The sequence below is a fragment of the Rhodococcus sp. ACT016 genome, assembly GCF_050477185.1.
Lineage (GTDB): Bacteria > Actinomycetota > Actinomycetes > Mycobacteriales > Mycobacteriaceae > Prescottella.
Genome location: NZ_JBEAET010000001.1, coordinates 924,776 through 945,499 on the forward strand (window position 1 = coordinate 924,776; position 20,724 = coordinate 945,499).

Below are 20,724 nucleotides of genomic sequence, written 5' to 3' on the forward strand. Positions count from 1 at the left end.
GGAGTGGGTCTTGCGGGAATCGGACTGGTGGACGCGGGTGGACGTCTCGCTGCGCAACGCGTGGGGACTGACGTTCGGTGACGGGGTCGTACCGGCGGTGCGGACACCGTCGACCGCGATCCATCGCGAGCTGCACCGGGACCTGCACCGCTACGGCCCCGAGGGCGGCGAACGCCCGGTACTGCTCGTCCCGCCGCTGGCCGTGCCGAGGCACTGCTACGACCTGAGGCCCGGCCAGAGCCTGGCTGCGCACCTGATCGAGTCGGGGCGCACGCCGTACGTCGTCGACTACGGGACGATGGGCTACGCCGACCGCCGCCTCGGCTTCGAGGAGTGGGTCGACGACATCGTCCCCGGCGCGTTGCGGCGGGTCAGCGAACTGCACGACGACTCCGAGGTCGACGTCGTCGGGTGGAGTCTCGGCGGGACGCTGTCGCTGCTCACGGCGGCCGCGCACCCCGACCTGCCGATCGCGTCGGTCACCGCGTTGGGCACCCCGATCGACTACACGAAGATCCCGCTGATGGCCGCCGCCCGCGGCGTCGGCCGGGTCACCGGGCACCGTCCGGTCACCGAACTGACCCGGCTGATGGGAGGGCTGCCCGCACCGCTGGTCCAGATCGCCTACCGGGCCACCGCCCCGCAGCGGGAGCTGCTCAAGCCGTGGTTCGTCGCGCGCAACCTGCACGACACCGAGACGCTCGCCCGGATGGAGGCCATCGACCGGTTCATGGCCGAGATGCCGGGCTACCCGGCGCGGCTGTTCTACCAGATGGCGGAGGAGTTGGTGCTCGGCAACGGGCTCCGCGAAGGGCGGATCACGCTCGGCGGCAACACGATCAAGCTCGCCGAGCTGCGGGTTCCGGTGCTCGCCGTCGGCGGAACCAGTGACGTCATCGCCACCGCCGACTCGGTAGGAGCGATCGTCGACGTGCTCCCCGGCTCGCCGTCGGTGCGGTTCGAGACCGCACCGGGGAGCCATCTGGGTCTACTCGCCGGGCCGGGCGCGAAGGACACCACGTGGCGGCACATCGACGCGTTCCTCGGGGAGCGTGTGGCGGGCTGAGTTTCAGTCGTCGAGCAGGACTCGTCGGCTCGCCGCGATCGGACTCTGCGCGGTGAGCCCGCCGTCGAGGACGAGCGTCTGACCGCTCATGTACCGCGACTCGTCCGACGCGAGATACACCATCGCCCAACCGATGTCGTCGGGATTGCCGATCGTGTCCAGTGCGTTGTGCTGCCGGATGTCGTCGATGACGTCCTTGGGCAGGTTGTCGCGCAGTGCCGCCGTCATGATCGCGCCCGGTGCAATCGCGTTGCAGCGCACATTGTGTCGGCCGTACTGTGTGGCCACGTACTGGGTCAACCGGATCACCGCGGCTTTCGACGCCCCGTACGCGCACTGCAGTACGTCCCCGACGAGTCCGGCGACCGAGACGGTATTGACGATCGAGCCGCCACCGGCCTCGATCATGTGCGGCAGCGCGAGACGCGACGCGACGACGGTGCTGCGCGCGTTGAGCGCCATCGCGCGGTCCCACTCGGCCAGGTCCATCCGCAGCAGGTCCAGATCGGTGCGCGGATTGCTCCCGCCGACATGATTGCACAGCACGTCGATGCCGCCGAACTCGGCGACCGCGCGGTCGATCATCGCGGCCACCGACTTCTCGTCCATCACATTCGCGCCGATCCCCACGGCCCGCCCACCCTCGAGGCCGATCTGTTCGGCCGCCTCACCCGCGGCGTCCGCGTCCAGGTCCGCGACCAGGACCCGGGCGCCCTCCGCGGCCATCAGGCCCGCGGCGGCCCGGCCGATACCGCTCGCCGCGCCCGTGATGACGACTTTCTTCTCGGCTAGACGGTCCATGGCGGTCCCTTCCTCGGGAAGTCCCCCCCCGTTCCAGTGTGTCCAACCGAGGCGCCGAGCGTGTCAGCTTCCGGGGAATCCGAGACTGCCGCCGCCGGTCCCCTCGATGAAGGCGAAGGGTGACAGCACCTGCGGCACCGCCCCGTGCACTCCGTCGACCAAGTAGCCCTTCCCGTTGTCGATGTGGAGGACGGCAGGCTCGCTGAAGCCGCTGAAATTCAGCATCCAGCCCGTGGTGTTGCCTTCCGGGATCTGAGCGATCCCGTCGGTCGGAGGTTGCTGTGTCAGTGACCCGAAAGCGATCGGTACCCAGCCCGTTTCGAGCCTGGAGTAGTAGATGTCGCCGTTGTCCACGTCCAGCCCGGTGATCGTGTGGTTCGTCTTGAACGGCCGTACGGTCGGTGTCGTTGCGCCGGAGGGCAGTTCGACTAGGAGATTGCCGGACGAATCGATTGTGTACACGTCGCCGTCGTCCACGGCCAGTTGGTCACCGACGGCGAGTTCACCGAAGGGGAGCACTGTCGGCGTAGATTCTCCGGCGCGGAGCGCGAGGATTCGGTGATTCCCGGTGTCGGCGACGTACACAGTGCCTCCTTCGACCGCGATCGCTCCCGGACGCGAGAGTCCGTCGAACGGAAGCCGCACTGGGGTCGATTGGCCGTCCAGGAGGGCGAGCACGCGGTCGTTGCCGGTGTCGGTGACGTAGACGTTGCCGTTCTCCACGGCGATACCGGACGGGGAATCGAGTCCCGTGAACGGCAGCGTGATCGGTTCCTCAACTCCTGGAACAATTCTGATCGCACGGTGGAGTGCGGTGTCGGCGACGTAGAGGTCGCTTCCGTCGACCGCGTACGCGCCGCCCTCGAGGGTGGGCAGCAGCGGCCTCGACTGCAGCGGATTCTCGCGCGAGCGTCCCCCGCTCCGGACATCGGCGCGAGCGTCGAGGACACTTGACATCATGCTCTCCGTCGAAGACCTGTTCAGCCACCTGCGGCGCTTTCCCGATGTCGAGGCGCCCAACCTGTTCGCCGTCGACGCGGCCGATCGGCTGATCCTCGACGAGGCGGCCGACGCCCTCGCTGCCGCGCCGGACGGCGCGGTGGCGGTGATCGGGGACCACTACGGCGCGCTCACCCTCGGTGCGGCAGTCCGATTCGGTGCGAACAACATTCGGGTACACCAGGATCCGATCACCGGTGAACGGGCGCTGGCGAACAACGCCGAGACCGTCGGCCTGGCCGGTCGCTACCGTGCGTGCGAGCTGGGGGAGGATCTGCTCGCCGGGGCGCGCGTCGTGCTGATGCAGTTGCCGCGCAGCCTCGACGAACTCGACGAGATTGCCGACACGATCGCGCGGTACGCCGCCCCCGACGTCGTCGTGTACGCGGGTGGCCGGAACAAGCACATCACCCCGGCGATGAACGACGTCCTGCGGCGGTCCTTCGCGAACGTCCGGGCGACGCTGGGACGGCAGAAGTCGCGCGTGCTGGTCGCCGACACGCCCCGGCCGCCCGCCGCGACATCACGTTTCCCCGTCACCGAACACCTCGACGAACTCGGCCTCGACGTCGTCGCGCACGGCGCCGTGTTCGCCGGACCCAAGCTCGACATCGGGACGCGGTTCCTGCTCGAGTTCCTGCCTCGCATGCGCGACGCCGACACCGCCGTCGATCTCGGGTGCGGGACGGGCATTCTCGCGGTGAGCCTGGCGAAGGCCCAACCCGCGGTGTCCGTGACGGCGAGCGACCAGTCCGCCGCCGCCGTCGCGTCCGCCGCGGCGACGGCGCGGGCCAACGGGGTCGACGACCGGGTGCGGGCGCTGCGTGACGACGCCATCGCATCCCTGCCCGACGCGAGCGTCGACCTGATCCTGTGCAACCCGCCGTTCCACGTCGGGGCGGCGGTACACACCGGCGGTGCGGGGAAGATGTTCGACGCCGCCGGCCGCGTGCTGCGCCCCGGCGGGGAACTGTGGACGGTCTACAACTCCCACCTCGGGTACAAGGCTGCGCTGAAGCGCGCCGTCGGGCCCACCGAGGTGGTCGGTCGCAGCGCGAAGTTCACCGTCACGCGGTCCGTCCGCGCGCTGTAACGCCGTCGCTACTGCGCCGGCCCACCGCCGGCTGCGTCGCCGTCGACCTGGCCGCGGTGCAGTCCGACATCCTCGATGATCACGCCGTCGACGATCTCCGCGCCCTGGAGTTCGTCGTCGTCCTCGCGTTCCTCACCGAACGGCGGGACGTCCGGTTCCTCCTCGGCGAGTCGCTGGTCGAGGCTTTCGCCCTGCTCGGCCTCGCGCAGCGTGGTGCCGAACCGGTCGGCCTCGCTCCACTCGTCGGGCGCATCGACGACGTCGTCGCCGTCCGCGTTGCGAACCTCGTCAGAATCGAGGCTCTCGCTCACATTCAGTGTCTCGCCGGATCCGTCTTCGATTCCCATGCCTCATTGTCTGTCGGATTGCGATTTCCTGCTGGATTGTCCGGGTGCGCGATACCGTTTGGTCGGATCCTCGTATAGCGATTGCCGCGGTGCGCCCGGTACAGTCCGAAATGTCCAACTCTGTGCGAAGTCGGGAACTCTCCCCGCGGTGCCGGACGTTCTACGGACAACGACGCCGGGCGACCCGGCCGACTCGGGCCCCACCGGGCACGACAGACGACCATGAGAAGGGATGTGCACGGTGCGCACCACCAGCAACCCGGTGTTCAAGAACCTGCCCAAGCAAGAAGGTGGGGGCTACGCCACCTTCGGATCTGCGCAGACGGGTGCCGCGCAGGTTGCTCAGGAATACGGATACGGCCAGCAGTATCCGGCGCCCGAGCAGTACCGGACGCCGCAGCGGGCCATGACGATCGACGACGTCGTCACCAAGACCGCCATCACCCTCGGCGTGCTGACGATCTCGGCGATCATCTCGTTCTTCCTGACGAACGACAATCCGTCGCTCGCGGCCCCGTTCGTCATCGTCGGCGGCCTCGTCGGCTTCGTCCTGGTGATGGTCGCGTCGTTCGGCCGGAAGATGGACAATCCGGCGATCGTGCTCGCCTACGCGGCGTGTGAGGGTGTGTTCCTCGGCGCGCTGTCGTTCCTGATGACGTTTCAGATTCAGGGCGTCGACGCATCCGTCCTGATCGGCCAGGCCGTGCTCGGCACGTTCGGCGTGTTCTTCGGCATGCTCGTCGTCTACAAGACCGGCGCCATCCGCGTCACGCCGCGCCTGACCCGCATGATCATCGGCGGCCTCATCGGCGTCATGGTCCTGATGATCGGCAACCTGGTCGCCAGCTTCTTCACCGACGGCGGTTTCGGCCTGCGCGACGGCGGCACCATGGCGATCATCTTCAGCCTGGTGTGCATCGCGCTCGCCGCGTTCAGCTTCCTGCTCGACTTCGACGCCGCCGACGAACTGATCCGCGCGCAGGCGCCGGAGAAGGCCGCATGGGGTGTCGCCCTCGGCCTGACCGTCACCCTGGTGTGGCTGTACGTCGAGATCCTGCGCCTGCTGAGTTACCTCAACAACGACTAGTCTCAGGACGCCTCACGAACGGGCGGTTATCTGACGGGCCACTCGGCCGACGTTCAGATAACCGCCCGTTCGTCGTTGTGGATAGCTGCTCTCGCGAACAAGGTCGGTGTGGCGCGGGCGGCCATGCTGTTCGCGTGGGGGATTACGACGAACCGTTTCTGCGGTCAGCGGTTTCCGGAATGTTGACCGATCACCAGCTTTATCGCGGCTTCGTGCGGGTCTACCGCGGCGTCTACGTGAGCAAGCGCGTCGAGCTCACGGCTGGAACGCGCGCGAGGGCGGCGGCGTTGTTTGCTGGACCGGATGCGATCCTGACCGGCTTCTCTGCGGCCGCGCTGTACGGAACGAAGTGGAATCGGAGCGCACGAACCGGCAGAAGTGATCCGCTCCGGCCATTGGCGAGCACCACCCAGGATGCTGGTACACAACTGCCGGGTCGAGTCGGACGAGTTCCGTGTCGCGAACGGGGTTCGGGTGGCAACTCCTGCCCGCGCTGCCTTCGACCTCGGGCGCCGTCTTCCCCGGGGGCCGGCGATCGTGGCCGTCGACGCGCTCTCTAATGCGACCGAGCTTGAAGGTTGCGGACGTCTCGTCGCTGGCAGACCGCTATGCCGGCATGCGTGGCGTGGCTCGGCTCCGGTCGATTCTCGACCACGTCGACGGTGGTGCGGAGTTTTTGCGCGGGCGGACCTCGGCTGGCCCGAGTGGTGGGTGCTGGTGGAGTACGACGGGGCTGATCATTGGAACCGGGCGCAGCGTGCAAAGAACATCGAGCGGGCAGGCGCGACTCGAAGCCGGTGGATGGACAGTGATCAGGGTCGGCGCGGAACTGCTTTACGACCGGCCATGGGTGCTGGTCGCCCGTGTCCGTGACGCGCTCCGAGCTGCGGGAGCGCCGATCTGACGACGAACGGGCGGTTTTCTGACCGTCGGCCGAGTGGCCTGTCGGAAAACCGCCCGTTCGCGGACGTCAGAGGATCAGCTCAGGCGCTCGAGCACCATCGCCATGCCCTGGCCGCCGCCGACACACATGGTCTCGACGCCGAACTGCTTGTCGTGGGTCTGCAGGTTGTTGAGCAGCGTCGCGGTGATGCGGGCGCCGGTCATGCCGAACGGGTGGCCGACGGCGATGGAGCCACCGGAGACGTTCAGCTTGTCCTCGTCGATGTTCAGCGCGCGGGCCGAGCCCAGCACCTGCACCGCGAAGGCCTCGTTGATCTCGAACAGGTCGATGTCGCTGATCGACTTGCCGGCGAGCGCGAGGGCCTTCTTGGTGGCCTCGATCGGGCCCAGGCCCATGATCTCGGGGGACAGGCCGGAGACACCGGTCGAGACGACGCGGGCCAGCGGGGTCAGGCCCAGCTCCTTGGCCTTGGTGTCGCTCATGATGACCAGCGCGGCAGCACCGTCGTTGAGCGGGCAGCAGTTGCCAGCGTTGATGGTGCCGTCGGGACGGAAGACCGGCTTCAGCTGGCTGACGGCCTCGTAGGTGACGCCGGCACGCGGGCCGTCGTCCGTGGAGACGACGGTGCCGTCGGCCAGGGTGACCGGGGTGATCTCGCGCTCGAAGAAGCCGGCCTTGATGGCCTCCTCCGCGCGGTTCTGCGAGCGGACGCCCCAGCGGTCCTGGTCCTCGCGGGTGATGCCGGTGATCTGTGCGACGTTCTCGGCGGTCTGGCCCATCGCGATGTACGCGTCGGGGGCGATGCCGTTCTCACGGGGATCGCTCCACTGCACGCCACCCTGGGCGGCAACGGCGGTGCGCTCCATGGCGTCGGCGAAGAACGGGTTCTTCGTGTCGGGCAGCGAGTCCGAGTTGCCGGCCGCGAAGCTCGACACCGACTCGACACCGGCGGAGATGAAGACATCGCCCTCGCCGGCCTTGATCGCGTGCAGCGCCATGCGGGTGGTCTGCAACGACGACGAGCAGTAGCGGGTGATCGTGGTGCCGGGGAGGGTGTCGTAGCCCAGCTTGATGGCGACGATGCGACCCATGTTGAAGCCGGCCTTGCCGCCGGGCAGACCGCAGCCCAGCATCAGGTCGTCGATCTCGGCGGGATCGAGCTCGGGAACCTTGGCGATCGCGGCGGCGACCATCTGGGCAGCCAGATCGTCGGGGCGCATGCTTGCCAGCGAGCCCTTCACGGCACGGCCGATCGGCGAGCGGGCAACGGAGACAATGACTGCCTCAGGCATGGAAACTCCTTCTCGAATTGGTCTCTTCGATCAAGAACTTACGTTGCCACGTCGGTATCTCCACGCGGCCGTCTCTCCCCGGGGCCCGGAAGATCATCCGGAAGCCGGTTTCGCGCCGGTGAACGGTTCGCGACCAGGGGAAACTTCTACATTACTGCAACGTGTTCCGGGGTGCAGAGTGACGAACACCCGTCCCACTCAGCGAGAGTCTTCCCGGTGTCCTGCGCACGCCCACGACGGAGCTCGAGCGACAGGATCGCGGTCGTGTCTCGCGGAGCGGGTGGGCGTGTCCGATTCAGATCTGGAAACATGGGGTCATGCGCATCGCGGATCATGTCGTCGACCTCATCGGCAACACCCCCCTGGTCAAGCTGTCCTCCGTGGTCGGCCCCGGCTCCGGGCTGGTCGCGGCCAAGGTCGAGTACCTCAATCCGGGCGGCAGCTCCAAGGACCGCATCGCGGTCAAGATGATCGACGCCGCCGAGGCGTCCGGCGAGCTGAAGCCGGGCGGCACCATCGTCGAACCCACGTCGGGCAACACCGGCGTCGGTCTGGCACTGGTCGCGCAGAAGCGCGGCTACAAGTGCGTGTTCGTCTGCCCCGACAAGGTCAGCGAGGACAAGCGCAACGTGCTCCGCGCGTACGGCGCCGAGGTGGTCGTCTGCCCGACGGCGGTCGCACCCGATCACCCGGACAGCTACTACAGCGTCTCCGATCGCCTGGTCCGTGAGATCCCCGGCGCGTGGAAGCCCAACCAGTACTCCAACCCGGGCGGACCCGACAGCCACTACGAGACCACCGGTCCCGAGATCTGGCGCGACACCGAGGGCAAGGTGACGCACTTCGTCGCCGGCGTCGGCACCGGCGGCACCATCACCGGCACGGGCCGGTACCTCAAGGAGGTCTCGGGCGGCAAGGTCAAGGTCATCGGCGCCGACCCGGAGGGCTCGGTGTACTCGGGCGGCACCGGACGGCCGTACCTCGTCGAGGGCGTCGGCGAGGACTTCTGGCCCAGCGCGTACGACCCCGCCGTGCCCGACGAGATCATCGCGGTCTCCGACGCCGACTCGTTCGAGATGACCCGACGCCTTGCCCGCGAGGAGGGCCTGCTGGTCGGCGGTTCGTGCGGCATGGCCGTCGTCGCAGCGCTCGAGGTCGCCGAGCGCGACCCCGACGCCGTCGTCGTCGTGCTGCTGCCCGACGGTGGCCGCGGCTACCTGTCGAAGATCTTCAACGACGAGTGGATGGCGTCGTACGGCTTCCTGCGCACCCCGCTCGACGGGGACACCACCGAGCCGACCGTCGGCGACGTATTGCGCGGCAAGTCGGGTGAGCTGCCCGACCTGGTCCACACGCATCCGGGTGAGACGCTGCGCGACGCGATCGAGATCCTCCGCGAGTACGGCGTCTCGCAGATGCCGGTCGTCGGTGCGGAGCCCCCGGTCATGGCCGGTGAAGTCGCGGGCAGCGTGTCCGAGCGGGACCTGCTCAGCGCGGTGTTCGAGGGGCGTGCGGCTCTCGCCGACCCGGTCGAGAAGCACATGGGTAAGCCGTTCCCACTGATCGGTGCGAACGAACCGGCGTCGGCCGCCACGAAGGCGCTGGGCGACACGGACGCGCTGATGGTCGTCGCCGACGGCAAGCCGGTCGGCGTCATCACCCGTCACGACCTGCTCGGGTTCCTCAGCGCCGGAGCCTGATTGCTCGAACCCTGACGAATTCCCGGCGGACACCCGCCGGGAATTCGTCGTTTCGGGCCCTCGGTTAGGCTCTCCGCCATGCAGCGGGGGAGAAGTGTGGGCGCGGTCGCATGTCTTGCCGCGGTGGTGATCACAGGGTCGGCGTGTGCGGATTCGGTTTCGGGGGCACCGCAGGCGCAGAGCGGTCCGGCGTCGCCGAGTGCGTCGTCGAAGTCGGGCGTCGTTCCGGCCGCGCTGCCGACGTGCGAGGGGATCGAATCGACCGTGACCGGCGTGGTGAGCGGCTTCCGCTTGGACCCGACACCGGCGTCGCCGGGAGCCGGCAACGCGACGATGTGCTTCTTCGTCGAGAAGGGGAAGACCGGCGGCCACGAGTTCGCGGTATCGATCATGCCGTTGGACCAGAACGTCGACCAACTGGCGCGGACCCGCGAATACCTGACGGAGTCCAAGCCCGGACAGGTGATCGACTCCCCGGCCGCGACGCGCCTGGGCGGCTACATTTCCGCGCCGCTCGGCGACGGCTCCCTGGCGCTCGCGATGCCGGGAGCCCAGGTGGCGGTGCTGACGGCGGGCGGATTCAGCCTGCCGCGGGAGCAGGTCGTCGACACGCTGGTGGCGATCGGGTCGGGGATTGCGGGTTGACACGACAGGTGGCCGAGCCCGGTCGCTAGGCTGAACGCCATGAGTGAGCAGGGATTCTCCGCAGGGTTTTCCACGAGGGCCATCCACGCCGGGTACGAGCCGGACCCGCAGACCGGCGCGGTCAACGTGCCGATCTACGCCAGTTCGACGTTCGCGCAGGACGGGGTTGGCGGGATGCGTGGCGGCTTCGAGTACGCGCGCACCGGCAACCCGACCCGCCGTCCGCTCGAGGCGAACCTGGCCGCGCTCGAATCGGGCACGTTCGGGAGGGCATTCGGGTCGGGCATGGCGGCGACGGACTGCGTGCTGCGGTCGGTGCTGCGTCCGGGCGACCACCTGGTGATCCCGAACGACGCCTACGGCGGCACGTTCCGGCTCATCGACAAGGTCTTCACGCAGTGGGGGATCGAGTACACCCCGGCCGCGGTGTCCGACGTCGACGCGGTCCGCGCCGCGATCCGCCCCAACACCAAGCTGGTGTGGGTCGAGACGCCGACCAACCCGCTGCTCAACATCGGTGACATCGCCGCCATCGCCGAGGTGGCGCATGCGGCGAACGCGAAACTGGTGGTGGACAACACTTTTGCTTCGCCGTACCTGCAGCAGCCGCTGACGTTGGGTGCCGACATCGCGCTGCACTCGACGACGAAGTACATCGGCGGTCACTCGGACGTCGTGGGCGGCGCGCTCGTCACGAACGATGCGGAGCTCGACGCCAAGTTCGCGTTCCTGCAGAACGGTGCCGGCGCGGTGCCCGGTCCGTTCGATGCGTTCCTCACGACGCGCGGCATCAAGACCCTCGCGCTGCGCATGGAGCGCCACAGCGACAACGCCGAGAAGATCGTCGACCTGCTCTCCGGCCATTCGGCGATCTCCCAGGTCATCTACCCGGGCCTCGAATCGCATCCGGGCCACGCGGTCGCGGCCAAGCAGATGCGCCGTTTCGGTGGCATGGTCTCGGTGCGGCTGCAGGGCGGTAAGCAGGCCGCGCTCGACTTCTGCTCGCGCACAAAGATCTTCACGCTCGCCGAGTCTCTCGGCGGCGTCGAGTCGCTCATCGAGCATCCGGGTGCGATGACGCACGCTTCGACCGCCGGCTCGGCGCTCGAGGTTCCGGACGATCTGGTGCGTCTGTCGGTCGGCATTGAGGACGCCGCCGACCTGCTCGCCGACATCGAGCAGGCGCTCGGCTGACCGGTCGCTGAACTGGCGTTTTGCACGCTCGCCGTCGCCGTGGGTGAACGCCCGGCGACGGCGAGCGTGCGAAAGGCTGAGGGTTTCCTGAATCTCGCACGCGCCAGTCGGTTTGCCCGTTACGGTGAGTCCTCGGAACAAGCGCGACCCCAGGAGCGGTGTATGTCATGGGAGCCTGCAGCCATCGTCGTGGCTGTTACTGCAGCAGCAGGTGCGGCATTTCCGGGAGTCGCCAACGCGGCACCCGACCCGGCTCCAGTGGCTCCACCCATAGAGCAGCCCGCCCCGCCGCCCGCGCCGCAGTTGGTGGAGCCCGTGAACAGCATCATCGCGCTGCTCCCGCCGGAGATGCGGCAGCAGGCGGCTTCGGATCTCGCGAAGGCCATTCCCGCACTTCAGGCGCCGGCCGCCCCGCCTGCGTCCCCTGCGACGACGGAGGCGCCCGCCCAGCCGTCGACCACCGAACCGGCTCCGCCCGCGCCGGAAATGCCCGCGCCCGCGGCGCCCCCGGCCGCGTTCCGCGCGCCGGCGCCGGTCGCGGCACCGACGGTCGACCTTCCGGGGGTCGGTTCCTTCGCTCTCCCCGCACTTCCCGCGGTGCTTCCCTCGAGTACCGCTCTGGGGCAGGTCGGTTCGATCGCGGTGTTCGCACCGTGGCTGCGCAAGGCCGGCGAGATCTGCGACGGCGTCAAGGCGCCCACGCTCGCCGCGCTGTTCTCCGTGGAGAACGACTTCCGGTACGGCCCCAGCGCGCCGGTCTCACTGGCCGGTGGACGCGGTCCGGCCAAGTTCATGCCCAGCGAGTGGGCCAAGTACGGCAAGGACGCCGACGGTGACGGCACCGCCGACATCCTCGGTGTGGCCGACTCCGTCATGGCCGCCGGGCACATGCTGTGCGACAACTACGCGCAGGTGGACGCCTGGAAGCAGGAAGGACTGGTCCAGGGGGACACGCTCGACCTCGCCCTCGCCGCCTTCAACGCCGGCCCCCGGGCGATCCGCAAGGCCGGTGGCATCCCGACCGGAATCGACGACGCCGCCGACCAGAGCGGCCCGTACGTGCAGAAGATCCGCGGGTCGGAGGCGCAGTTCGAGCAGCTGCTGTCGCCGTTCACGAACTTCAACCTCGACATCAATCTGCCCACCACGGGAATCGGTGGGGCCGCCGTCCAGCTCGCGATGCGTTACCTCGGCCTGCCGTATGTGTGGGGCGGCGGCAATATCACCGGGCCCACGATGGGCGGCTTCGACTGCTCGGGTCTGACGTCGGCGGCGGTGTTCGCGGCCACCGGCGGCAAGGTCGTCCTGCCGCGTACGTCGGAGACGCAGTGGGGTGTCGGCACCGAGATCCCGATGGCTGCGGCACAACCTGGCGACCTGGTGTTCGGTAACTGGCAGGCGGGTGGACCCGGCCACGTCGGCATTTACATGGGCAACGGCCTCATGGTTCACGCCCCGCAGACGGGCGATGTCGTCAAGATCGGCCCGGTGTTCGCGGACATGAAGGCGCGCCGGGTGCTCTGAGGGACCCGTTCGAAACGCGAGAACCCCGGTCCGGGCGCTTGCCCGAGCCGGGGTTCCGTCGTGTGAGCGGCTGTATCAGCCGTGGTACGGCTCCGCGCTGACGAGGGTGACCTTCATCAGGCTGCCGTTGGGGAGGGTGTACTCGCGGGTCTCGCCGACCTTGGCGTCGATCAGCGCGCCGCCCAGCGGGGAGCCCGGCGAGTAGACCTCGAGCTTGTCGTTGCGGGCGCCCTCTTCGCGGGTGGCGATGAGGAAGGTCTCGGTGTCGGTCTCGTCGCCGTCGTAGTAGACCTTGACGACCGAGCCGGGCAGCGCGACGCCGGACTGCGTCGGGGCCTCGCCGACCTTGGCACTGTTCAGCAGCTCCTGCAGCTGGCGGATGCGCGCCTCCTGCTGGCCCTGCTCCTCGCGAGCAGCGTGGTAGCCGCCGTTCTCCTTCAGGTCGCCCTCTTCGCGACGCTCGTTGATCTCGGCGGCAATGACCGGACGATTGGCGATGAGCTGGTCGAGCTCAGCCTTGAGCCTGTCGTGAGACTCCTGAGTAAGCCAGGTCACCTGGGTCTCGGTCATTGTCGATCACTCCCTTGTTGTCGAAGTCCCTAGTGGACTCCCTCGGCAGATCGCTGCGAACAGCAGCGACCAACGGGCAGGCCGCTCTTGTCCGTGGCGGTTATCCCCCGGTAGCCCACTTCGTGAGCAGACTCGTCCTGCCGTCAATGCAGCAATACACGGCTCCGAGTGGAACCGTGTATCAACCGATTTTAGCACGGAGGGGCTTTTCGACCGGGCCCAACGAAGACCGGCCGGTCGGAACGTCAGCCCGCGTGAAGATAGTCCGGAACGTCCATGCTGCATCCGTACAGATCGCCCATAGCGGGTGGCTGGGAGGCATGGACGGGTGCGGTGACTTCGACGGTCTTCGACTCGGACGGCGCGATGTACACCTCACGGCGTCCGGTCTCGGAGCCGTCCTTCGAGCGAGTGCGGATGATGCACACCGCAGGCTCGGAGGGGTCCTCGCGCGTCACGGTGATCTGAACGTTCATCGTCCGGTCGTCGACGATGTCGAACGCGACCTGTTTGCCGTCGACGTCCTTGACGACGAACTTGGTGTAGCCGATGTAGGCGATTCCGATGCCGGCGAGGATCACGATGGCCGTCAGAGCCCACTTGCCCCAGTTCTTCGGTCGGGCAGTCCGCGGCGCGGACCCGTAGCGGTCGGTGGGAGGTGTACTGCTCATCACTTCGCTCTCGAGCCGGTTGTGGAGGTGCTCCGTGGGGCCGTCCGGATCGGTGTACACCCCGGGTATCGGGGGTACGACAGACGGTCGTATGTGTCAGGTGGAACTATAGGGGAAGGACGACGGCACGCCGTGCGCGGTAGCGGTCGACCACTGCAGGTGACACGCCACGACGGTGACAGGCGAAGCTGAGGTGAAGACACACGTGAGCGGATTCCGACTCATGGCCGTTCATGCCCATCCCGACGATGAGTCGAGCAAGGGCGCCGGGACGATGGCCCGCTATGCCGCCGAGGGCAACGAGGTGCTCGTGGTGACCCTGACGGGCGGCGAGCGCGGCGACATCCTGAACCCCGCGATGGATGTCCCGGGCATCCGGGATCGGATGCCGGAGGTGCGCCGCGAGGAGATGGCCGAGGCGGCCCGCATCCTCGGTGTGCAGCAGACGTGGCTCGGGTTCGTCGACTCGGGCCTACCGGAGGGCGATCCCAAGCCGCCGCTGCCGGAGGGGTGCTTCGCGCTCGAGCCGCTGGAGGTGCCGACCGAGGCGCTGGTGAAGGTGATCCGCGAGTTCCGTCCGCACGTGATCCTCACGTACGACGAGAACGGCGGCTACCCGCATCCCGACCACATCAAGTGCCACGAGGTGTCGATGGCTGCGTACGACGCGGCCGCGGATCCCACGCAGTTCCCCGACGCCGGCGAGCCGTGGGAAGTCCAGAAGGTCTACTACACGCACGGCTTCATCCGGAAGCGCCTGGTCCAGTTCAAGGAGGAGTACGAGCGCCGCGGGGAGGAGTTCCCCATGGCCGAGTGGCTTGCCAAGTGGAAGACCGAGCAGGGCGACCTGATGGCACGCGTGACGACGCAGATCCAGTGCGGTGACTATTTCCCGCAGCGGGACGACGCGCTGCGCGCCCACGCGACGCAGATCGACCCGAACGGCTCGTTCTTCGCGGTTCCGCTGGACATCCAGCAGAAGATCTGGCCGACCGAGGAGTTCGAGCTGGCCAAGACCCGGGTACACACGGCGATCCCGGAGGACGACCTCTTCGCGGGCATTTCGGAGGATGAGAAGTAGTGATGACGACGTTGGCGTGGGATCTTCTCGCGCAGGGAACGAGCACTCCCAGCAACCCGTCGGGCCCGGAGTTCGGTAAGGCGTCCCCGCTCGGCCTGGTGCTCGTCGTGGCGCTGTTGGCCGGCACTGTCCTGTTGATCCGTTCGATGAACAAGCAGCTGCGGAAGCTGCCGGACACGTTCCAGCCGGAGCATCCGGAGGCTGACCAGGCCGCGGACGAGGGCACCGACCGGGGGGCGGCGGTCGTCGAGGTCACCGAGCCGGAGAAGCCGGCCGGGGGCTCGCAGGCCGACCAGGACCCGCCCGCGAAACCGGCGAGCTAGGAGGAGAGTCGTGTCGCTCGAGAGGAACACCCTGGGCGGCGCGACCAGCCCGTACCTGCGGCAGCACGCAGACAACCCGGTCCACTGGCATCAGTGGGGTCCGGAGGCGTTGGCGTGGGCCCGTGAGCGCAACGTCCCGATCCTGTTGTCGATCGGGTACGCGGCGTGTCACTGGTGTCACGTGATGGCCCACGAGTCGTTCGAGGATCCGGCGACCGCGGCCGTGATGAACGAGAACTTCGTGTGCATCAAGGTCGACCGCGAGGAGCGCCCCGACCTGGACGCCGTCTACATGAACGCGACCGTCGCGATGACCGGCCAGGGCGGCTGGCCGATGACGTGTTTCCTCACTGCGGACGGCGCCCCGTTCTACTGCGGCACCTACTACCCGACGCAGCCGCGGGGCGGGATGCCGTCGTTCACTCAGCTGCTCCACGCGGTCACCGACACATGGCGCACGCGGCGCGGTGACGTCGACAACGCGGCCGCCTCCGTGGTGGCGGAACTGCGGCGCAGCAGCGGTGCGTTGCCGGTCGGTGGGCCACCCGTCGATGTGCCCTTGCTGTCGGGCGCCGTGTCCAGCGTGCTGCGGGACGAGGACCGCGCGAACGGCGGATTCGGAGGCGCACCGAAGTTCCCGCCGTCGATGCTGCTCGAGGGGCTGCTGCGCTCGTACGAACGCTCGGGGGCCGAGCCGGTGCTGCGCGCGGTCGAGCGCACCGCCGACGCGATGGCTCGCGGCGGAATCTACGACCAGCTCGGGGGCGGCTTCGCGCGGTACTCGGTGGACGCCGAGTGGGTGGTGCCGCACTTCGAGAAGATGCTCTACGACAACGCGCTACTGCTCCGCTGCTACGCGCATCTCGCCCGACGCACCGACTCGTCCCTCGCGCGCCGGGTTGCCGAGGAGACTGCCGAGTTCCTGCTGCGAGACCTGCGCACCAGTGCGGGTGCCTTCGCCTCGGCGCTTGACGCCGACACCGACGGTGAGGAAGGTCTGACGTATTCGTGGACCCCCGCGCAGTTGATCGAGGTGCTCGGCGCGGACGAGGGAACGTGGGCGGCGGAGACGTTCGGGGTGACGGCGGAGGGGACGTTCGAACGCGGAACCTCCGTGCTGCAGCTACTCGAGGATCCGTCCGACGACGTCCGCCTGGCCGACGTGGGTTCGCGCCTGTTCGCGGCGCGCAGTCGCCGGCCACAGCCCGCCCGCGACGACAAGGTGATCACCGCATGGAACGGGCTCGCGATCACCGCGCTCGCCGAGGCCGGTGCCACCCTCGACCGGCCGGAATGGGTCTGGGCGGCAGCGGAGTGCGCCCGTGTCCTCCTGACCACACACGTGGAGGACGGTCGCTTGCGGCGCGCATCGCTCGCCGGTGTGGTCGGGGAGCCGGCGGGAATCCTGGAGGACTACGGGGCGCTCGCAACGGGCCTGCTAACACTGCACCAGGTCACCGGCGAGGCAGAGTGGCTGGACGCCGCAACCGGATTGCTGGATATCGCGATCGCCCGCTTCGCCGATCCCGACGAGCCCGGTAGCTGGTTCGACACCGCCGACGACGCCGAGACGCTCGTGACGCGTCCGCGGGACCCGCTCGACGGCGCGACCCCTTCGGGGGCGTCGACGATCACCGAAGCGCTGCTGACTGCGTCGGCGCTGGTGGACGCGGACCGTTCGGGGAAGTACGCGCAGGTCGCGGCGGATTCGCTGGCGCGCGCGTCGGTGGTGCTGCAAAGGGCGCCGCGGTCGGCCGGGCATTGGCTCGCGGTCGCGGAGGCAGCGGTCCGCGGTCCTGTTCAGATTGCGGTATCGGAGACCGAATCGTCCGAATTATCCAGACAGGCGCGACGTCTCGCTCCTGGTGGTGCTGTAGTGGTTGCGGGCCCGGCCGATTCGACGCCGCTACTCGCCGACAGGCCGCAGATCGACGGCACTCCGACGGCCTACGTGTGCCGGGGATTCGTGTGCGACCGGCCGGTGACCGAGGTCGACGCGCTGCGTGAGTTGGTCAATGCGGACTGAGACGGTGGACACGGACTGACGCGAAAAGGGCCGTGCGGCAAAGCCGCACGGCCCTTCCGGCGATTCCTGTCCGGGAATCCTTCGGTCGGACTAGGAGCCGATGAAGCTGAGGACGTCGCCGGCGACCTTGCCGAGTCCCGCGATCGTGGTGTTGATCGAGTTGATGAAGCCGGTGATGACGTCGTCGGCGCTGCCGACCGGGATGCGGATGGCGTCGATGATCGAGCCCATGGTGTACCTCCGAGATGCGGCAGGGCCGATTGTCCGGCCCTGCAAGTGATGGGGATGCTCCCAAGGAGCGAAGGAACCGCGCCGGCGCTCAGTAGCGCTCGCGGTTCACGTCAGCTTCTCAGCTGTTGAAGATGCTCGAGACCGAGCCGCTGATCGTGCCGAACAGGTCCTTGACCGCGTCCAGCGATCCGGTGTCGGCGAAGATGCCCTTGAAGATGTCCTCGATCGAGCTCATGAAACTCTCCTTCGTGAATGCCTTTGGCGTAGTTAGCCTGCAAAACGGTTGCAGGACAAGCGCCTTCGTCTGATCGCAGGGGTGATCCCCGCGACCGGAGCGACGATAGCAAGCCCGCGGAGGTCACGGAGGCGAAACGAACAAAACTGTTCAGTTGTTCAAATCGGGCGTGAGCTGCGGGAAGGGTTCGTAGTCGATACCTGCGGATCCTTCCCGCAGCTCAGGCCACCGAACACGGTGGCCTGCCAACCCCTCAGCTCAGCGCCAAGGTGGTGTAGTCGATGAGATTCCTGAAGGACTGGAGAATTCCGACGCCGAGTGAGTCGATGCTCATGACGGGAATGTGGATCAGATCTGCGAGCGAACCCATTGTGCTTCCTCCTGATCGTGCAGGCCTGCGGCACTGCTGTTCGAGTCGAACGGATCTCCTTGCGCCGCACAGTGGTCGGCGCGAAGATCCATATCAGGTGGTGCCGCTGCTGGTGAGAACCCCGCCCAGCCAGGTGAATATGGTCCGTACAGTGTCGCCGGCCAGCTCGGCTGACTGCACGTTCTCGAAGATCTCCCCGACAGATCCCATGATTCCTCCCTGCTTCCGAACGCGGTGCGGGAGTATTTCGATCAACTGCTCAGTCCCGCAAGCGCGTTGTCTCGGTCACGGGTGAATTCCCGTAACGGCGACGCTAGCAATTCCGGGTCGATTATGTGCGATTCTTCGGGAATCGAATCGTTGTCGTTTGATGCGGCTATCGGTCGAGTGCGGACTCGATCGTCGGCCACGACCGCCCGATTTCGTCCCGCCAGTAGCTCCACGCGTGGACGCCGACGGGCTGCGCGCTCCGGGTGACGTCGGCTCCCGCATTCCGAAGCGCCTGTGCCAGTTGGTCGGTGCACAGGTTCGAACCCGCTTCGAGGAGCCCGCCCACCACGACGGTGTTGGCGATATCGGGCTGGTCGAGGGATTCGTGCGGGCCGGGCAGTCCGGTCCCCGACGACAGGTAGACCTTCTTGCCGGCGAGGCGGGAAGCGTTGCGGAACAGATCGTGGTCACGCCAGGCGTCGTCGCCCTGCGGGCCCCACATCATGTCGGAGGTGGCCAGGCCGTTCATGACGATCAGGTCGGTCAGGATCTGTCCGCCCGGCCCCTCGGTCAGATAGCAGCCGCTGTAGCCCACGGCGCCGTCGTACAGTTCCGGGTCGCGGGCCGCGAGCATCACGGCACCCTGGGCCCCGGACGAGATTCCGCCGATGACGTTGCGCCCGCTGGTATCGAAGCGGGCATCGATCAGTGGAGGCAATTCCTTGGACAGGAACGTCTCCCACTGGGTGCGACCGAATTTGGGATGGTCCTGCGCCCAGTCCTGGTAGAGGCTGCCGGTGCCGCCCACCGGCAGCACGACGTTGACGTTCTTGTCCGCGAAGAACTCCCGCGCGTTGCCCTTGGCCGGGGCGAGCCAATTGGTGTTGTCCACCTGCCCGGAATTGCCGTCGAGCAGGTAGAGAACTCCGCGTGGCTCGCTGCGATCGGCCGGGAGAATCACGTTCACGGGGACCTCGCGGCGCATTGCCGGCGACGCCACCTGTAGCAGCAGGACGCGGTCGTCGACCGCGGTGACGCTGGTGATCGCCGGCTGCGCGTCTGCCGCGACCTCCACGTAGTCCGGGACGACGGTCCCGACCTCCGGGTCGAAATCGGCGTTCGCGACGGCGGGGAGGCCCACCAGCAGCCCCGCCGCGAGGATTCCCGCGACGACGGCACGGGTCGTTCTCTGCTGCATGCTTCTTCGATCCCTCTGCTCAGATCCGATCAGATGCCCAGCGACTGCGCGATCATCGGCCAGGACTCGTGCAGATCGTCCTGCCAGTACCCCCACGAATGGGTACCGGTCGGACGGAAGTTGTAGACGATGTTGTCCATGCCCAGTGCGCGGGTCTTCTTCGAGAGCTGGTCCGTGCAGTACTGCGTGGATGCCTCGATGATGCCGCCGACGACGACCTGGCTCGCCAATGTCGCGAACTTACCCTCGATTCGGGGGTTGTCCATGTTGTCGTGCGGACCGGGGAGCCCGCTGGCCGTGGAGATGTACATGGGGATCCGGGGGAGCTTGTCGGCGTTCACGTACGGATCGCGCGCGATCCACTCGGGGTCGTCCTGCGGTCCCCACATGTTGTCGACGTTGCCGTCGCCGAGTCCCACGACGAGCCTGACGAACTGGCGTCCGGGCGTCTGGCTCGTGATCGCGCATCCGCTGTACGAGCCGACGCTCTTGTAGAGGTCGGGTGCCTGGATCGCGAGGTCGAGGACCGACGTGCCGGTCATGGAGATCGCGGCGATGGCGTTGACGCCCGTCGTGTCGAAGGCGGCGTCGATGACCGGCGGCAGTTCCTGCGTCAGGAACGTGGTCCACTTGTTGATGCCGTTGTTGCCGCTGGTAGCGGCCAGCCCGGGGTCGGGATTGCGCCAGTCGGTGTAGTAACTGAATGCGCCTTCCATGGGCGTGACGACGTTGACGTGCTTGTCCGCGAAGAACTCTCCGACATCCGTCTGGAGGTCCCACGCGGCGCCGTCCTCACCGCCACCGGCACCGTTCAGCAGGTAGAACGTCGGTGCGGGAGTGCTGGTGTCCTTCGGACGGAGCACCTGCAGGGGAATGTTGCGCTGCATCGACGGCGAGTACACCTCGATATCGACCCGCTGGCCGGCGCCCGGTGTGGAACTGACCAGCCGCGCGCCGGACGTGCCGTCGACCGCGGTGGTATCCGGTGACCCGGGAATCTCCGCTGCCGCAGGGATTCCGCCGACGAGCGGAAGTGTTGCCGCAGCGAGGACGACGCACATCGTGCGCAGTCGCCGCATGCTCTTGACGTTGTTCATCGATCGTTTCCCCTGCGAAAGACTGTGAAACATGGGTTGAACACACGTAATCGGGACCCG

The 20,724-nt window shown here is 67.8% G+C and carries 19 protein-coding genes; 10 read left to right on the top strand and 9 right to left on the bottom strand.

Going from position 1 to position 20,724, the window contains the following annotated elements; all coding sequences use genetic code 11:
* Positions 1–10: 10 nt before the first annotated feature.
* A complete protein-coding gene (locus ACQ5DX_RS04410) occupies positions 11–1,066 on the top strand; it encodes an alpha/beta fold hydrolase (protein ID WP_430331461.1) in 1,056 nt (351 codons plus the stop codon).
* A 3-nt stretch (positions 1,067–1,069) separates the two neighbouring features.
* Here the strand turns inward: ACQ5DX_RS04410 and ACQ5DX_RS04415 are convergent, their stop codons facing one another.
* A complete protein-coding gene (locus tag ACQ5DX_RS04415; RefSeq protein ID WP_430331462.1) occupies positions 1,070–1,867 on the bottom strand; it encodes an SDR family NAD(P)-dependent oxidoreductase in 798 nt (265 codons plus the stop codon).
* 63 nt (positions 1,868–1,930) lie between these two features.
* Positions 1,931–2,827, bottom strand: a complete 897-nt coding sequence (locus ACQ5DX_RS04420; RefSeq protein WP_430331463.1) for a hypothetical protein — start codon at positions 2,825–2,827, stop codon at positions 1,931–1,933.
* Between ACQ5DX_RS04420 and ACQ5DX_RS04425 the strand changes: the two genes are divergently transcribed.
* The gene (locus ACQ5DX_RS04425) at positions 2,826–3,959 is read left to right on the top strand and encodes a class I SAM-dependent methyltransferase (protein WP_430331464.1); all 1,134 of its coding nucleotides are present in this window, start codon (positions 2,826–2,828) and stop codon (positions 3,957–3,959) included. The two genes, ACQ5DX_RS04420 and ACQ5DX_RS04425, sit on opposite strands and share 2 nt — an antisense overlap.
* 8 nt (positions 3,960–3,967) lie before the next feature.
* Here the strand turns inward: ACQ5DX_RS04425 and ACQ5DX_RS04430 are convergent, their stop codons facing one another.
* Positions 3,968–4,306: a hypothetical protein gene (locus ACQ5DX_RS04430; protein ID WP_430331465.1), complete on the bottom strand. Its 339-nt coding sequence runs from the start codon at positions 4,304–4,306 to the stop codon at positions 3,968–3,970.
* A gap of 241 nt (positions 4,307–4,547) precedes the next feature.
* Between ACQ5DX_RS04430 and ACQ5DX_RS04435 the strand changes: the two genes are divergently transcribed.
* Complete coding sequence (locus ACQ5DX_RS04435) at positions 4,548–5,393, top strand: Bax inhibitor-1/YccA family protein (RefSeq protein ID WP_430331466.1); 846 nt, start codon at positions 4,548–4,550, stop codon at positions 5,391–5,393.
* A 978-nt stretch (positions 5,394–6,371) separates the two neighbouring features.
* Here the strand turns inward: ACQ5DX_RS04435 and ACQ5DX_RS04440 are convergent.
* On the bottom strand, positions 6,372–7,589 hold the full coding sequence (locus tag ACQ5DX_RS04440; protein ID WP_430331467.1) for an acetyl-CoA C-acetyltransferase: 1,218 nt from the start codon (positions 7,587–7,589) through the stop codon (positions 6,372–6,374).
* A gap of 317 nt (positions 7,590–7,906) precedes the next feature.
* On the opposite strand from ACQ5DX_RS04440, the gene ACQ5DX_RS04445 reads away from it, so the two are divergent.
* The 4 genes from ACQ5DX_RS04445 (at position 7,907) to ACQ5DX_RS04460 (ending at position 12,652) form a co-directional block, all read left to right on the top strand.
* Positions 7,907–9,289, top strand: a complete 1,383-nt coding sequence (locus ACQ5DX_RS04445; RefSeq protein WP_430331468.1) for a cystathionine beta-synthase — start codon at positions 7,907–7,909, stop codon at positions 9,287–9,289.
* 78 nt (positions 9,290–9,367) lie between these two features.
* Positions 9,368–9,934: a hypothetical protein gene (locus ACQ5DX_RS04450; protein WP_430331469.1), complete on the top strand. Its 567-nt coding sequence runs from the start codon at positions 9,368–9,370 to the stop codon at positions 9,932–9,934.
* 39 nt (positions 9,935–9,973) lie between these two features.
* A complete protein-coding gene (locus tag ACQ5DX_RS04455; RefSeq protein ID WP_430331470.1) occupies positions 9,974–11,128 on the top strand; it encodes a cystathionine gamma-synthase in 1,155 nt (384 codons plus the stop codon).
* Positions 11,129–11,290: 162 nt separating this feature from the next.
* Positions 11,291–12,652, top strand: a complete 1,362-nt coding sequence (locus ACQ5DX_RS04460; RefSeq protein ID WP_430331471.1) for an NlpC/P60 family protein — start codon at positions 11,291–11,293, stop codon at positions 12,650–12,652.
* Positions 12,653–12,727: 75 nt separating this feature from the next.
* Here the strand turns inward: ACQ5DX_RS04460 and greA are convergent, their stop codons facing one another.
* A complete protein-coding gene (gene greA / locus ACQ5DX_RS04465) occupies positions 12,728–13,222 on the bottom strand; it encodes a transcription elongation factor GreA (protein WP_430331472.1) in 495 nt (164 codons plus the stop codon).
* Positions 13,223–13,467: 245 nt separating this feature from the next.
* Positions 13,468–13,893: a DUF4307 domain-containing protein gene (locus ACQ5DX_RS04470; protein ID WP_430331473.1), complete on the bottom strand. Its 426-nt coding sequence runs from the start codon at positions 13,891–13,893 to the stop codon at positions 13,468–13,470.
* 205 nt (positions 13,894–14,098) lie between these two features.
* On the opposite strand from ACQ5DX_RS04470, the gene mca reads away from it, so the two are divergent.
* From mca to ACQ5DX_RS04485, 3 genes are read left to right on the top strand one after another with little or no spacing between them, the layout of a single operon-like run.
* Entirely contained in the window at positions 14,099–14,974 is an 876-nt protein-coding gene (gene mca, locus ACQ5DX_RS04475) for a mycothiol conjugate amidase Mca (RefSeq protein ID WP_430331474.1), read from the top strand.
* Between the two features lie 2 nt (positions 14,975–14,976).
* A complete protein-coding gene (locus ACQ5DX_RS04480) occupies positions 14,977–15,297 on the top strand; it encodes a hypothetical protein (RefSeq protein WP_430331475.1) in 321 nt (106 codons plus the stop codon).
* 10 nt (positions 15,298–15,307) lie between these two features.
* Positions 15,308–17,323 (top strand): thioredoxin domain-containing protein, encoded by a 2,016-nt coding sequence (locus ACQ5DX_RS04485; RefSeq protein WP_430331476.1) that lies wholly within the window; start codon positions 15,308–15,310, stop codon positions 17,321–17,323.
* A gap of 90 nt (positions 17,324–17,413) precedes the next feature.
* Here the strand turns inward: ACQ5DX_RS04485 and ACQ5DX_RS04490 are convergent, their stop codons facing one another.
* The 3 genes from ACQ5DX_RS04490 to ACQ5DX_RS04500 form a co-directional block, all read right to left on the bottom strand.
* On the bottom strand, positions 17,414–17,554 hold the full coding sequence (locus tag ACQ5DX_RS04490; protein ID WP_430331477.1) for a hypothetical protein: 141 nt from the start codon (positions 17,552–17,554) through the stop codon (positions 17,414–17,416).
* 981 nt (positions 17,555–18,535) lie between these two features.
* Entirely contained in the window at positions 18,536–19,567 is a 1,032-nt protein-coding gene (locus ACQ5DX_RS04495; RefSeq protein ID WP_430331478.1) for an alpha/beta hydrolase, read from the bottom strand.
* A 29-nt stretch (positions 19,568–19,596) separates the two neighbouring features.
* Positions 19,597–20,664: an alpha/beta hydrolase gene (locus ACQ5DX_RS04500; RefSeq protein ID WP_430331479.1), complete on the bottom strand. Its 1,068-nt coding sequence runs from the start codon at positions 20,662–20,664 to the stop codon at positions 19,597–19,599.
* Positions 20,665–20,724 lie beyond the last annotated feature (60 nt).

Coding starts and splice junctions, on each gene's coding strand:
- ACQ5DX_RS04415 (WP_430331462.1), bottom strand. CDS start 1,867: ATGGACCGTCTAGCCGAGAAGAAAGTCGTCATCACGGGCGCGGCGAGC.
- ACQ5DX_RS04425 (WP_430331464.1), top strand. CDS start 2,826: ATGCTCTCCGTCGAAGACCTGTTCAGCCACCTGCGGCGCTTTCCCGAT.
- ACQ5DX_RS04420 (WP_430331463.1), bottom strand. CDS start 2,827: ATGATGTCAAGTGTCCTCGACGCTCGCGCCGATGTCCGGAGCGGGGGA.
- ACQ5DX_RS04430 (WP_430331465.1), bottom strand. CDS start 4,306: ATGGGAATCGAAGACGGATCCGGCGAGACACTGAATGTGAGCGAGAGC.
- ACQ5DX_RS04440 (WP_430331467.1), bottom strand. CDS start 7,589: ATGCCTGAGGCAGTCATTGTCTCCGTTGCCCGCTCGCCGATCGGCCGT.
- ACQ5DX_RS04445 (WP_430331468.1), top strand. CDS start 7,907: ATGCGCATCGCGGATCATGTCGTCGACCTCATCGGCAACACCCCCCTG.
- ACQ5DX_RS04450 (WP_430331469.1), top strand. CDS start 9,368: ATGCAGCGGGGGAGAAGTGTGGGCGCGGTCGCATGTCTTGCCGCGGTG.
- ACQ5DX_RS04455 (WP_430331470.1), top strand. CDS start 9,974: ATGAGTGAGCAGGGATTCTCCGCAGGGTTTTCCACGAGGGCCATCCAC.
- ACQ5DX_RS04460 (WP_430331471.1), top strand. CDS start 11,291: ATGTCATGGGAGCCTGCAGCCATCGTCGTGGCTGTTACTGCAGCAGCA.
- greA (WP_430331472.1), bottom strand. CDS start 13,222: ATGACCGAGACCCAGGTGACCTGGCTTACTCAGGAGTCTCACGACAGG.
- ACQ5DX_RS04470 (WP_430331473.1), bottom strand. CDS start 13,893: ATGAGCAGTACACCTCCCACCGACCGCTACGGGTCCGCGCCGCGGACT.
- ACQ5DX_RS04480 (WP_430331475.1), top strand. CDS start 14,977: ATGACGACGTTGGCGTGGGATCTTCTCGCGCAGGGAACGAGCACTCCC.
- ACQ5DX_RS04490 (WP_430331477.1), bottom strand. CDS start 17,554: ATGGGCTCGATCATCGACGCCATCCGCATCCCGGTCGGCAGCGCCGAC.
- ACQ5DX_RS04495 (WP_430331478.1), bottom strand. CDS start 19,567: ATGCAGCAGAGAACGACCCGTGCCGTCGTCGCGGGAATCCTCGCGGCG.
- ACQ5DX_RS04500 (WP_430331479.1), bottom strand. CDS start 20,664: ATGAACAACGTCAAGAGCATGCGGCGACTGCGCACGATGTGCGTCGTC.